The organism is Microbacterium sp. MMO-35 (assembly GCF_037147555.1).
In the GTDB taxonomy this organism is placed as follows: domain Bacteria; phylum Actinomycetota; class Actinomycetes; order Actinomycetales; family Microbacteriaceae; genus Microbacterium.
In genome coordinates this window covers 106,912-120,565 of the sequence record NZ_JBBCVH010000010.1, presented here as the reverse complement: position 1 = coordinate 120,565, position 13,654 = coordinate 106,912, and the positions used below count along the sequence as shown (strand labels likewise).

Sequence of the window (13,654 nt, the reverse complement as noted above, 5' to 3'; positions counted from 1 at the left end):
ATCCAGGGCTCGACGCCGGAACTCCGGCGGGTGGGCAGCAGGCATCTCACGGACTCCTTCCGAGACGATCATCGCCTCAACTCAGTTGTCCGGGAAACCGGGTCAGGCTCCCGACACCCGACGGTTTCGTCAAGGTTCGCTGTGAACGCCGGCACGTCGCACGGCATGGACCAGCCCTGACCGGACTCACGTCAAGGCAAAAACACTCAAACCGGTCGATGCCGCATGCTTGACGTGTCTAGGGATCAACCAAAACGTTCCTCATGACGCTTGGCTCGACTTCCCAGAGGACACCACCCTTGCGGCGAGGTGAACCGTGCCGCGAACCATGGATCGAAACCGCATGAATACGCAGCGAATCGCCTATCCAGCGCGAGCCCGCACTCCCCCGTGGTCACCCTAGGGGAGTCTGTACCGCTCGACTGGCACCGAAACGGAGGCTCGACACCACCGGCCGAAATGCAGAAAACCCCTGGATGACCAGGGGTTCTTCTGCGTGGGCGGAGGGCTTTGAACCCTCGGCCCCGCGGGACGCGCATGAGGCCCGGAAGTCCGGGGTTCGGGGCACGACATGCATGCGCTGTTCCGGCGTGCTCAGTCGCTCCGCTCCCCTGACGCTCCCCTGACGAACCGACGCGACGCGCCCGTTGCTCCGAGCGAACGTCGCCAAACGAATACGACGTGAACTCCCTCGACCACGACCTCGCCTTCCGCTGCGGGTCTTGCGAGCAAGGCGGTCTTGAGCACAGCATGGCGATAGTCGTGCCTGTCTACCCGGCGCCATAGCTTCGCCCGGGGGAACGCTCCACCTTGCCCTGCATGCCGATGCACGCTCACACGGCGATCGCGACCCCCATCCGCCGCGGATCCCCGCAGGAGCGCATCTCGCCGGATGCCGGGTCGATCGTGATGCCGTCGAAGTTGCCGGTCATCGAGTTCCACGGGCCGATCTCGCGCGTCCACAGGCGGTTGCGCCCCGCCCACCGCTGCACCTCGTCGAGCACGCCGTCGGCATAGCCCGATTCCAGCGTGTTGCCGGGCACCCAGCCGCGGGCAGGGTCATGCGGGCGCGCGCCGAAGCGCGGCTCGGCGACGCTCTGCTCGATGCTCATCCCGAAGTCCATCAGGTTGACGAGGTTCTGCAGCACGCAGGCCACCAGCGACACCGAGGGCGACCCGGAGGCGATCACCGGCGCACCGTCCTTGAGCACCATGCTCGGCGCGAGATAGACGGTGGCGCGCTCCCCCGGCTGCGGCATGACGCGCTGGAAGAACGAGCCGCCGCCGGCGAGCTGGAACCCCTCCGCGTACAGGCCGTTCACCCAGGGCGAGGCCATGTGCGAGTGCGTCAGCGTGGCGACGTTATGGTCCGCATCCACGACGGAGAGGTGGATCGTGCCGGGCGTCGGCGGGGCGGCGTTGATCGGTGCCGCGAGCGTGTCCAGCAGAGCGAACCGCTGGCGGCCGTACTCCTTCGACAGCAGCACCTCCATGACCCGTTCGCTCTGGCGGAACCGCCTCTCGCGCGGTGCCGCGTAGTACACGGCGTTGTGCGCGGCGATCAGCGCGGACAGTGTCTGGGGGGACTGGCTCGCGGGGCCGAGCGCCGCCAGGTCGAGGTTCTCCAGGATGTTGAACGCCTCGACCAGCTGCAGTCCCCCGTCATCCGGCGGCGCGGATCCGACGATCTCGAACCCCCGGTAGGTTCCCCGCACCGGATCTGCCCACTCGGGTTCGTAGGCCTCGAAGTCCGCCGGGGTGATGACCCCGCCATCCGAGTCGCTGGCGGCGCAGAACGCGCGGGCGAAGTCGCCGAGATAGTACGATATGCCCTCGTCACGCAGCCGTTCCAGCGTCCGCGCGACGCGTTCCTGCACGAGCGACTGCCCCGGCCCGACGACGGATCCGTCCCGGAAGAACATCTCCCGCGACTGCGGATTGCGCCCGAGGTTCTCACGTGCGTGGTAGATCTCGCCGAAAAGGTAGGGGGAGACGGCGAAGCCCTCCCGTGCGACATCGATCGCCGTCTCCAGGATCCTTGCGATCGAGACGGATCCGAACCTCTCCTGCGCAGCAAGCAACGACGGCCACCAGCCGGGCACGGGCACGCCCCGCGCCCGGGTCAGGTCGGCGCCGGTGAAATCCCGCAGCTCGGCCAGCGGCGCGTTGACGTTGCCCGACAGGTACGACGCCTGCCCCGTCGCCGCCTCGCGGTACACCAGCGACATCCCGCCGGTGAGCGAGGTCATGTGCGGCTCGGTGACGAGCTGCGTCGCGGCCACGGTCAGTGCCGCGTCCAGCGCGTTCCCGCCCTCGCGCAGCACGGCCGCGCCCGCGGCGACCGCGATCGGCTCCGAGCTGACCACCATTCCGCGCGACCCGGTCGCCACCTGCTTGGCGCCGTACGTTCCGGCGACCTGATACTGCGACTTCATCGTTCGTCTCCTTCAGCACCGGGAACATCTTCAGCCGCGACGCCATGGCGCGCCCGCTGGATCACCGGATCCGGCACGGGAATGGCACCGAGAAGAGTCCTCGTGTACTCGTTCTCCGGGTCGTTGATGACCTCCTCGGTCGGCCCGTTCTCGACCACCTGCCCGTCCTTCATGACGAGCACGCGATCCGAGATCGTCGACACCACATACAGATCGTGGCTGATGAAGATGCAGGCGAAATTGTGCGTGCGCTGCAGTCGTGCCAGCAGTTCCAGCACCGTCACCTGCACCGTCACGTCCAGGGCCGAGGTCGGCTCGTCGGCGATGAGCACGTCCGGCTCGTGCGAGATCGCACGGGCGATGGCCACGCGCTGCTTCTGCCCGCCGGAGAGCTCATGGCGTCGTCGTTCGATCCAGGCCGGATCCAGTCCGACATCGCCGAGCAGCTCGCCGGCCTTGCTGCGCAGCGCCTTCGCGTCGCGCACCTTGCCGCTGCGCCACAGCGGCTCGGTCACGATCCGCCACAGCGGCAGGCTGGGATCCAGCGACGAGGTCGGATCCTGGAAGACGACACCCAGGCGGGACATCGCCGTGCGACGGCGTCGGCCGCGCAACCCGACCATCTCGGTGCCGGCGAGAGAGACCGAGCCGCCCGTGACCGGTGCCAGGCCGAGGATCGCCCGCGCGATGGTGGACTTGCCGGATCCGGACTCGCCCACGATGCCCAGCGTCTGGCCGCGGACCACGGACAGGCTCGCCCCCTGCACGGCCGCCTTACGAGCGGCCCCACGGCGGCGGCCGGTGCTGCGGTACTCGACCACGATGTCGCGCACGTCGAGCGCCAGTTCCGCGTCGTCCGCGGCGGCCGCAGCGGGCTCGGCGCCGGCGACCCCGGCCTCGAGTCCGGCGCTGCCGGCCGGAGTTTCCGTAGCGGGCCCGGCCGGAACCGACGCCTCGACTGCGTGCTCGTCCGCGCCGTGCAGCGCCCGGGCGGCCGCGAGCAGCGAGCGGGTGTACTCGTGCCGCGGCGAGGCGAAGGTGGAGAAGACGTCGCCCCGCTCGATCACCTGACCATGCCGCATGACGACCACGGAATCGGCGATGTCGGCGACCACGCCCATGTCATGCGTCACGAAGATCATCGCCATCTGCTCGCGCTTGACGAGATCGCGGAACATCGCGAGCAGGTTGCGCTGCGTCGTGACATCCAGCGCCGTCGTCGGCTCGTCGGCGATGAGCAGCTTCGGGTTCCAGGCCACCGCTCCCGCGGCCATCACACGCTGGCGCTGACCACCCGAGATCTGATGCGGATACCGCTGAAGGAGATCGTCGAACGCGCCCAGGCCCACGAGGTCGAGCAGCTCCTGCGGCTGCCGGCGCTCTCGCCCGTCATCGGCGTGGGCGCCGATCGCCTCCGACAGGAAGTCGCCGATCGTGTGCAGCGGGTTAAGGGCCGTCATCGGCTCCTGGTAGACGCACGCGATCTCGGAGCCGCGGTAGTTCCGCATCCTGGAGTCGGGAAGCTCCAGCAGCTCCGTGCCGTCGAACCGGATCGACCCGTGCCGCTCGGATCCCGCCGGAAGCAGGTTCGGGATCGCCATCGCGCTCATCGACTTTCCTGCGCCGGACTCGCCGACGAGGGCGACGACCTCGCCTCGGCGAACGGCGAACGAGGCGCCGTGGACGACTTCGGTCCCCGAGACGGCGATCCTCAGATCCGTCACGGTCAACAGGGTCTCGTCTGCCGTGTTCATGCGCCGACCTCCTTTCGCAGCGAGATCACTTCGGTCGGTGTCACCGCGTCGCCCTTGCGCAGGCGACGCCGGCGGGTCACGCCGCGCGGATCCAGAAGGTCCCGCACCCAGTCGGCGACGTAGCCGAGCACGACGAGCAGGACGACGAGCGTGATGCTGGGGATCAGCAGCTGCGAGGCGTCCTGCGTGAAGTACTGCTGCCCGGAGGCGATCATGAGGCCGAGGGACGGCCGCGGCGGGGTGATGCCGAGCCCGAGGAAGCTCAGGCCCGACTCGAGCCCGACGGCGAACGCCAGCGTGAGGAAGGCCTGTGCCAGCAGCAGCGGGCCGACGCCGCGCAGGAGCGGACCGCGGATGATCTGCCAGTGGCCGCCGCCGAACAGGCCTGCCGACTCGACGTACAGGGCCTGGCGCAGCGAGAGCACTTCGCCGTAGGTGAGACGCGCGAAGCTCGGGAAGAAGGCGATCGCACAGACCGCGACCACCGTGAGGTCGCCGGCGCCGTACAAGGACACGATGAGCATCGCGAACACCAGGTGCGGGAAGGCCAGGAAGATGTCCACGACGCGCATCAGCACGAGGTCGGTGGCCCCTCGGAAGTATGCAGCGAGGATGCCGATCAGCGTGCCGACGATCGCGGCGAGCGCGGTGCCCGCGGCGCAGACGATCAGCTCGGTGCGAAGTCCCACGACGAGACGCACGAACGTGTCGCGGCCGAGGTTGTCCGTGCCGAGAAGATGCCCGGGGGTACCCACGGCGGCGAACGCGTGCGGGATGTCCTGCTTCAGCGGATCGACGCTCGTCACGGCGGGGAAGATGAAGATGAACAGGACGGCGGCCAGCACCACGCACGTGGTGATGAACAGGCCGGGGCTCGACTTGTGCCAGAGCCTCCGGAACGGATTCGTCATGAGGATCAGCGCTCCACTCGGGGGTCGAGAAGGGGATAGAGGAGATCGACGAGGAGGCTCGTCACGATGAACACGATCGCGAAGACGATCACGATCCCCTGCACCAGGGGATAGTCGCGGCCGTTGATCGCGTTGAGCAGGGTGCTCCCGATCCCGGGCCAGTTGAACACCTGCTCGATGAGCACGGTGGCGCCCAGCAGCGCGCCGAACTGCAGGCCGGCCACCGTCACCACGGGGTTCATCGCATTGCGGAACACGTGGCGGCGGAATACGCGGGTTCCGCGTAGGCCCATCCCTCGGGCCGTGCGGACCCAGTCCTCTCGGCGGACGGAGAGGACCGAGGTCCTCGTGACGCGACCGATGATGGCGATGAAGCCGAAGGACAGCGCCAGGCTCGGCAGCATGGCGTGGTAGAGGAAGTCTCCGAAGTCGTCCGCGGGCGACGTGTAGCCGATGGAGGGGAACCAGCCCAGGCTGAGGCCGATGAACAGCGAGAGGAAGATCGCGATCACGAATCCCGGTGTGGAGACCGCGACGGCGATGAGTCCGGAGATGATCCGGTCCAGGACGCTGCCCGGCCAGTTGCCGGACAGCATGCCGAACAGGAGACCGATGGCCCCGCCGATGATCACGGCGAGCACGACGAGCATCACGGTGTTCCCCAAGGGAGCCGCGATGATCTCGGTGACCGGCGCCGAGTACTTGATAGAGGTGCCCAGATCGCCGACCAGCAGGTGGCCGAGATAGGTCACGTACTGCACGAGCACGGGCTTGTCCAGCCCGAGCTCCTTTTCCAGGGCCGCGACGGCGGCGGGATCGACGTCACCGCCGCCGGCGCCGCCCTGGAGGATGATCTGCGCGGGGCTTCCTGGCACGGAATGCAGCGCCAGGAAGACCGCTGTGACGACGCCCCAGACGGTGACGACGCCCAGCCCGAGCCGGAGCAGGATGTACCGAGTCATTTGTGTTCCATTCGGGACTGGGCGTCGACCATGGGTCAGCTCACTTGGTGAGCTGTGCCGTTGCCAGGCTGTACATCGAGGAGTAGACGACCGCGCCGCTGAGCATGTGGAAGCCTTCCAGCTTGTCGGAGTACGCGTAAGCCGCGGTTCCCATGCCCCAGGTGACGAACGGGACGTCCTTGAGGTAGACATCCCCGATCTGGTCGTAGATCGCCTTGCGGTCGGCGCCGTCCGGGGTCTCCGCGCCCTTCTGCAGCAGCGGGGCGTACAGATTCTGATCGATCCCCACGCTGCGCACGAACGTCGGGCCGCCGAGGAAGGCCCCGCTGATGGCGGCCGGGTCGTCGATCGCGGCGGGCGGGCCGCCGATCATGAGGTCGTAGTCGCCGCTGTTGCCCTTGGCGATCTGGTTCGCGTAGTCGCCGGTCACGAGATCGACCGTGATGCCGACCTCTTCCAGGTTGCTCTTGACCACCTGTGCGCGCTCGGTGAATCCGAAGTACTGCGAGTTCGTGAGCAGTCGCAGGCTGAATCCACCGCCCGAATACCCGGCGGAAGCGAGGAGCTGCTTCGCCTTGTCCAGGTTGCGGGCGTAGTGATCCGCCTGCTCCTTATTGAAGTACTCGCTCTTCACCGAGATCGGCAGGCCGCCGTTCGCGGTGCCGTTTCCGAGCGTGCCCGCCTGGTTCAGCGACTTCAGATCGAGTGCGTAGGCGATGGCCTGGCGCACCTCGGGCTTGGCCAGCGGCCCCTGCGTCATGTTGAACTGCAGCGCGCCGTAGAGCCCGTACGAGTTGTCGAGCTTGACGCCCTTCACCTTTTTCAGGGCGGCGTAGTCGGATGCCGCGACATAGTCGATGAACTGGACCTGGCCGCTCTGCAGGGCGCGCACGCGCGTCTGCGCGTCGGCCATGAACGTCATGTCGATCTCTTTGAGCTTGACCGACGAGGCGTCGTAGTAGTCGGGGTTCGCCTTCAGGGTGTATGAGACGCCCTTCTTGTACTCGGTCACCTTGAACGGGCCGTCGCCGATCGGCACACCATTGGCATCCACCGCTTGCTCCGGCACGATCGCGGACAGAGGGCTGGCGAGCACCTTCGGCAACGCCGTCTGCGGCTTGGCCAGCGTCAACGTCACGGTCTTGTCATCCGGCGTGGCGATGGTGGTGATGTTGGCGAACGTGACCTGATCGGCCGCGCCGTTCGCGGGAACCGCGAGGAACTCGAAGGTCCGCTTCACATCGGCCGAGGTCAGCGGCTTGCCGTCGGAGAAGGCGAGCTTGTCGCGAAGAGTGAACGTGTAGGTCAGTCCGTCGTCCGACACCTTGAACGATGCGGCGAGTGCCGGGACGACGTCGCCCTTCGGCCCGTAGGCGAGCAGACCGCGGCGCACCAGCGTGAGGAGCTGCTTGTTCGCCGATCCCTGGTCCACGCCGGTCTTGAACCCGGGGGGCTCGGCGGAGAAGCCGATCTTGAGCGTCTGGTTGGCGGCTGCGGCGTGCCCGGAAGAGCTTGCGCTCGATGAGCAGCCGGCGAGACCGATGGCGGCGGCGAGGGCCGCGACACCGGCGAGCGCGATGGTACCGGTCCGCCTGCCGCGCGATGCGGCGGAGAACGGCCGGGAGATCCGATTGTCCATACTGTGAGTCCGTCTCTTGTGGGGCCCGGTGGGCCACGAGCAGGGTGATGCGATTCGGCGTCAGTGCCGAGGATTGCGCAGCGGTGCTGTGCGCCGCGGATCCTTGTTCGTTCTCGACCTCCTTTGGTTCGCCAGACCCTCCTGGTCGAGCCGATATTGGGAACGTTCCCGAATCGGCTCTGCTCACACTTTGACGCACATTGGGAACGATGTCAATATGCTGGAGAAGAATTCGCGGACCTCAGACTTCGAGCACGGAGTACGCAGCGATCCGCTAGCGTGCACATCGGGGAGAGGAAAGCTCATGGCCCATGAATCCGTGACGATCATCGACGTCGCCCAGGCGGCGGGGGTCTCGAAGTCTGCGGCGGCCCGTGTGCTTTCGCAGAAGGGATCCGCAAGCAGCAGGACGCGCGAGCTGGTGTTGCAGGCGGCGGAGCAGCTCGGCTACCGCCCCAATCAGCTCGCGCGCGCCATGAAGTCCGGCGCGACGAATACCCTCGGCATCGTGGTGCCGGATGTCGCCATCCCGTTCTTCTCCGCGGTGCTGCGCGGATTCACCGACACTGCACGGGCCGCCGGGTTCGAAGTGCTGGTCAGCAACACCGACAACGACGCGGACATCGAGACGCGCTCGCTCGAGGTGCTCACGGAGCAGCGGGTGGACGGGATCGTGGTCGCGCCGGTGTTCCGGAAGGAGCCCGCGGCCATCGTCCGGCTCGAGCGCGAAGGCATGCCCCTGGTCCTCCTGGACCGGCGCATGCCCGGCCTGGAGCACCTCCCGCTGGTCTCGGTCGACCATGTCAGGGCCACGCAGACAGCGGTCGGCGCCCTGATCGACGAAGGGCACCGCCGCATCGCACTGGTCACCGAGGCCACGCTGGACGTGTCCGCGCTGGAAGCCCTGACCCGCGGCGACACGGCCGCGATCGACCTGTCGCCGCTGCGCCCCTCCGCGCAGCGCCTCGTCGGATACCTGCGGGCACTGAACCATGCCGGCATCGCGGTCGACGACCGCCTGATCATCCGCTCGGGCTACAACACCGCGGACGCGCAGAAGGCCGTCGAGGCGTTCTTCGCCCGCAGCACCCCGGCGACCGCCATCCACGCGACGGATGCCGTCCTGAGCTCAGGGACCTATCGCGCGATCCGCAACCGAGGAGCGGCCGTCCCGGACGAGCTGTCGTTCATCGCGTTCGACGATCAGGACTGGACCACGATGGTCCAGCCCACGGTCACGGTGATCGAGCAGCCGCGCCAGCGCCTGGGCGCGGTCGCGGCGACCGCGCTGATCGGCATCATCCGCGGCGGCGCCGCGGAACCGCATGAGCAGCTGCTGCAGGCAGAGCTGATCATGCGCGGTTCCACGGCGCCGTATCGCGGGTGAGGGCGCGTCAGCCCCGGTAGCTCTGCGCCGTCTCCTCCGAGACACGGCCGTCGCGGACGTCCATCTCGATCTGTGCATCGGGCCGCGAAGCCGGATCCCCGTAGCCCCCGGCGCCTGCGGTCTCGACAGAGGCCCACTGACCGGGCTGCAGCACGGTGTACCCGTGATCGACGGGATTCGCGTCCTCGCTCAGCAGGCACCGAGCCGAGGCGCCCGGCCCGCCGCCGAACACGCCCCAGGGCTGGGACTTCTGCCGGCTGGTGTCGAGCCAGAAGTGCACGTCCTCCGCTTCGGCACGGATCCGGCGGCGGATGCCCATGCCGCCGCGGTGCTCGCCGATGCCGCCCGAATCCTCGATGAACTCGTACGCCTCGACCATGAGCGGATACTCGCTCTCCAGGCTCTCCACCGGCAGGTTCGACGTGTTGGTCATATGCACCTGCACGCCGTCGAGGCCGTCCTTGTTGTAGCGCGCCCCGCTGCCGCCTCCGATGGTCTCGAGATACACGAAATCGCGACCGCGCACCGGGTCGTGGCCGGAGAAGTGCACGCCCGTGTTCGCACCGTTCGATGCGCCGGTCACGCGCTCCGGCACGGCAACCGCGAGCGCGCCCTCGATGAGGTCGACGATGCGCTGGCAGGTCTCGCTGCGGCCGTTCACCGCAGCGGGAGCCGAGCAGTTGATGATCGAACCGGCCGGCGCCTCGATCGTCACGGGCCGGTACAGGCCTGCGTTCGGGGCGATGTCGGGATCGATCAGGGTCTTGATCGTGTAGTAGACCGCCGCGTACAGCCCGGTCCACACCACGTTGACGCTCGCCCGCACCTGAGGCGGATTGCCCGCGAAGTCGAACAGCATCTCGTCGCCGCGCACCACGATCCGCACCTTGAGCGTCAGCTCGTCATCCAGTTCGGGGCAGTCGAAGCGATCCTCGAAGACGTACTCGCCATCCGGGAACTCAGTGATCGCCGCGCGGGTGCGGCGCTCAGTGTAGTCGAGCAGCTCGGCCCCGATCGCACGGACGACGTCCGCGCCGTACCGCTCGCACAGCTCACCGTAACGGACGACCGCCACACGCAGTGCCGCCTCCTGCGCGCGCAGGTCGGCGATGCGCTCGTCGGGAATCTGGCAGTTGAGCAGGATCAGCTGCAGCAGCTCCTCCTGGCGCACTCCCTCGCGGACCAGATGCACCGGAGGGATGCGGATCGCCTCCTGGAAGATGTGCGCATGGCCGCGGTCGCCGAAGTCGGCGTGATGCGCCAGCGCGGCGGCCCAGGCCGTCAGCTCGCCGTCGATGAAGATCGGCGTGGCCAGCACGATGTCCGGCAGGTGCGAACCCCCGCCGGTGTACGGGTCGTTCCCGATGAAGACGTCCCCGGGGCGGATCTGCTCGAGCGAGTAGCGCTCGCGCAGCGACGCGACGATCCCCATCAGCGACCCGAGGTGCAGCGGCGATCCTCCCTCGTCCTGCGCGATCGCCTGGCCCTCGGCATCGAACAGGCTCGCCGTGCAGTCACGGCGTTCCTTGATGTTCGGCGAGTACGCGGCCTTCACCAGCGTCTCGCTCATCTCCTCGACGATGGTCGAGAGGGCGGATCCGACGACTTCGACCAGCACGGGATCCAATGCGACAGTGCTCATTTCTGGTCTCCGATCTCGATGATGAGGTTGCGGTAGGCGTCGACCCGGCACTCGTCGCCGGGCAGCAGCACCGTGGTGGTGTCCATCTGCTCGATGATCGCCGGGCCGGCGATGATGTCGCCCGGAGTGAGTCGCGACCGGTCGTAGACGGAGATGTCGATGAATCCCTCGGCCGGATCGAAGCAGGTGTTGCGGTTCCCGATCGCCGCCGTCTCCGGGGCGGATGCGGTCAGCTCCTCCTGCCGGACGTCGACGTGAGCGGCAGAGCCCGATGCGGCCAGACGGAACGTGACGACTTCGACCGCGGCATCCTCCGAACGGTATCCGTACACCCGCTCGTGCGCCTCGTGGAAGCGCTCGATCACGGCGCCGACGCCGTCGGACGCGAATCGGTGCTCCTCGGGTACTTCGACATCCAGCTCGAAGTTCTGGCCGCGGTAGCGCAGGTCCATGCGCCGCCGCAGCTGGCGGCCCTCGTCGCTCACGCCCTCTTCGACGAACCACTCCGCGGCACGCGTGGCGAGCTCGTCGAAGACACCGTCGATCGCGGAGGCGGTGGTGTCGTCGACCGGTGTGATCAGGGTGCGCATGAAGTCGGTCTTGACGTCGGTCATCAGCAGCCCGAGCGCCGACTGCGCCCCGGGGATCTCCGGGACCACGATGGTGCGCATGCCCAGCTCGCGCGCGAGCCGGGACGCATGCAGCGGCCCCGCCCCCCCGAACGGGACCAGGGCGTAGTCGCGCGGGTCGTAGCCGCGCTGCACGCTCACCACCCGGATCGCCCGCGCCATGTTCGCGGTGACCACGCGCAGGATGCCGAGCGCGGTCTCCTCGATCGAGAGGCCGAGGGGCGCCGCGAGCCGCTCGACGGCGGCGACCGATGCGCTGCGGTCGATCTTCATCTGCCCGTTGAGCAGGTACTCGGGGTTCAGCATCCGCAGCACCACGTTCGCATCGGTGACCGCCGCGTCCACGCCGTGCCCGTAACAGGCAGGTCCCGGGAACGCGCCGGCGCTCTGCGGGCCGACGCGGAGGTGGTTGCCGCTGTCGATCCACGCCAGCGATCCTCCCCCGGCGCCGACGGTGTGGATGTCGAGCATCGGCGAACGCACCGGCCTGCCGTCCAGTTCCATGCCGGCGGTGACCTTGGGGTTTCCTTCCTGCACGAGCGAGATGTCGGAGGAGGTGCCGCCCATGTCGAAGGTGATGATGTCGTCGAACCCGGCGGCGGAGCAGATCTGGGCCGCACCGACGACGCCGGTGCTGGGGCCGGAGAGCACGAGGCGGACCGGCAGCGATTCCGCGGTGGAGAACGGGATCACGCCGCCGTTGCTCTGCGTGACGTGCGGGACCGCCGTGAGCCCGCGATCGGCGAGCACCCCGCGCAGCCGCGCCAGATAGCCGGCCACGATCGGGCCGACGTAGGAGTTGGTCACGACCGTGGAGAGGCGTTCGTACTCGCGGAACTCGGGGAGCACGTCGCACGAGAGCGAGATGTACACGTCCGGCATCTCCTCGCGGATGATCTCGCCGATGCGTCTCTCGTGGGCGTCGTTCAGGTAGCTGTACAGCAGGCACACCGCGATGGAGTCCACGCCCGCGGCTTTGAACTCGCGGACTGCGCGGCGCACATCGCTCTCGTCGAGGGGCGTCTCGACCACGCCGGTGTGCCGCACGCGCTCGGTCACCTCTTTGCGCAGATGCCGGGGCACCTGTGGAGTCGGCTTGTCCGCCTGGGTGTCGTACATGCTGGGTCGCCGGCCCCGGCCGAGCTCGAGCAGGTCGCGGAAACCGCGGGTCGTGATGAGTCCGGTCACCGCGCCACGCCCGGTCAGCAGCGCGTTGGTGCCGACCGTCGTCCCGTGCGCGAAATAACCCACCTCACCGATCGAGCGATCGCCGATCTGGTCGAGGATTTCTGTGACACCCTGAACGATCGCCCGTCCCGGGTCGTCCGGCGTGCTCGACACCTTCCGCACGTGCACCCGCGAGGTCTGCTCGTCGAATGCGCAGACGTCCGTGAAGGTGCCACCCGTGTCCACTCCGATGCGCAGGCTCATGCCGTCACCGCTTTCTGATCGTCGTCATTCTGAAACTGGCGGCGCACCGCCTCGGCGTCGAACGGGATGCCGTGCTCGAACGCCCCGTTGACCTGGCAGACCTGCGCGGCCTGCGCGCTGGCCGCCACGAGCGTCTTGCGGATCCCGCGCCCCGTGCCGAGGCCCACGATCACACCGGCGATGAAGGCGTCGCCGGCGCCGAGAGTGTCCTTAGCATTGACCAGGTCCGCCTCCTGGAAGCGGATCCCCGCCACCGAGCCCAGCAGCGCACCGCGGGAACCGAGGGTCACCAGCGCGTACTCGGCTCCGGCGTCCACCGCCCGCTGCACCAGGGCGCGGGCCTCGCTCTCCTCGAGGTGTCCACCCGAGAAGCTGGCCAGATGCAGGGAGGGAAGATACGGCTCCGCGGCATCGACGTCGAACTTGCTGCCGAAGTCGAACGAGACCTTCGCCTGCTCCGCGATCTCCGCGACATGCTTGAGCAGCGTTCCCGCGTAACCGGAGTGCACCACGTCGTATCCCCCCATCGCTTCGAGCTGCGCACCATCCAGCTCGAAGAGCGCGGTCGTGCGGTCGGAACGGAGGAAGACCCGATCGTTCTCGCGCAGTTCGACGTCGGCGGTGGCGTTCGGTCCGTGCACCACGCGCGTGAGCGTGGTGTCCACATGTTCGGCTTCCAGCGCCCGCAGCACCTGCTTACCGGCCGCGTCGTCACCGAGGACGCCGAGATACCCGGAGACCGCGCCCAGCCGCGCCGCGAACACCGCGACGTTCAGAGCGTTCCCACCGGGATACAGCATCGCCTGATGCAGGTATCGGTCGGCGACGTTGTCGCCCGCCCCGAGGACTTTCATCTGAGGATCC

General features: G+C 68.2%; 9 protein-coding genes. 1 reads left to right on the top strand and 8 read right to left on the bottom strand.

The window, feature by feature from the left end; translation table 11 throughout:
• Window positions 1-833: 833 nt before the first annotated feature.
• The 5 genes from WFJ01_RS16980 to WFJ01_RS16960 are packed head-to-tail and all read right to left on the bottom strand — an operon-like array spanning window position 834 to window position 7,701.
• Complete coding sequence (locus WFJ01_RS16980) at window positions 834-2,435, bottom strand: gamma-glutamyltransferase (RefSeq protein WP_336629782.1); 1,602 nt, start codon at window positions 2,433-2,435, stop codon at window positions 834-836.
• A complete protein-coding gene (locus WFJ01_RS16975) occupies window positions 2,432-4,189 on the bottom strand; it encodes an ABC transporter ATP-binding protein (RefSeq protein ID WP_336629781.1) in 1,758 nt (585 codons plus the stop codon). Before WFJ01_RS16975 ends, WFJ01_RS16980 begins: the two co-directional genes overlap by 4 nt.
• Window positions 4,186-5,100, bottom strand: coding sequence for an ABC transporter permease (locus WFJ01_RS16970; protein WP_336629780.1), 915 nt, complete (start codon window positions 5,098-5,100; stop codon window positions 4,186-4,188). Before WFJ01_RS16970 ends, WFJ01_RS16975 begins: the two co-directional genes overlap by 4 nt.
• Before the next feature lie 5 nt (window positions 5,101-5,105).
• Entirely contained in the window at window positions 5,106-6,062 is a 957-nt protein-coding gene (locus tag WFJ01_RS16965) for an ABC transporter permease (RefSeq protein ID WP_336629779.1), read from the bottom strand.
• Window positions 6,063-6,102: 40 nt separating this feature from the next.
• Window positions 6,103-7,701 (bottom strand): ABC transporter substrate-binding protein, encoded by a 1,599-nt coding sequence (locus WFJ01_RS16960; RefSeq protein ID WP_336629778.1) that lies wholly within the window; start codon window positions 7,699-7,701, stop codon window positions 6,103-6,105.
• 304 nt (window positions 7,702-8,005) lie between these two features.
• Between WFJ01_RS16960 and WFJ01_RS16955 the strand changes: the two genes are divergently transcribed.
• Window positions 8,006-9,088: a LacI family DNA-binding transcriptional regulator gene (locus WFJ01_RS16955; protein ID WP_336629777.1), complete on the top strand. Its 1,083-nt coding sequence runs from the start codon at window positions 8,006-8,008 to the stop codon at window positions 9,086-9,088.
• A 7-nt stretch (window positions 9,089-9,095) separates the two neighbouring features.
• Here the strand turns inward: WFJ01_RS16955 and WFJ01_RS16950 are convergent, their stop codons facing one another.
• The 3 genes from WFJ01_RS16950 to WFJ01_RS16940 are packed head-to-tail and all read right to left on the bottom strand — an operon-like array spanning window position 9,096 to window position 13,644.
• On the bottom strand, window positions 9,096-10,730 hold the full coding sequence (locus tag WFJ01_RS16950; RefSeq protein WP_336629776.1) for a hydantoinase B/oxoprolinase family protein: 1,635 nt from the start codon (window positions 10,728-10,730) through the stop codon (window positions 9,096-9,098).
• A complete protein-coding gene (locus tag WFJ01_RS16945; protein WP_336629775.1) occupies window positions 10,727-12,790 on the bottom strand; it encodes a hydantoinase/oxoprolinase family protein in 2,064 nt (687 codons plus the stop codon). Before WFJ01_RS16945 ends, WFJ01_RS16950 begins: the two co-directional genes overlap by 4 nt.
• Entirely contained in the window at window positions 12,787-13,644 is an 858-nt protein-coding gene (locus WFJ01_RS16940) for a PfkB family carbohydrate kinase (protein ID WP_336629774.1), read from the bottom strand. Before WFJ01_RS16940 ends, WFJ01_RS16945 begins: the two co-directional genes overlap by 4 nt.
• Window positions 13,645-13,654: the final 10 nt, after the last annotated feature.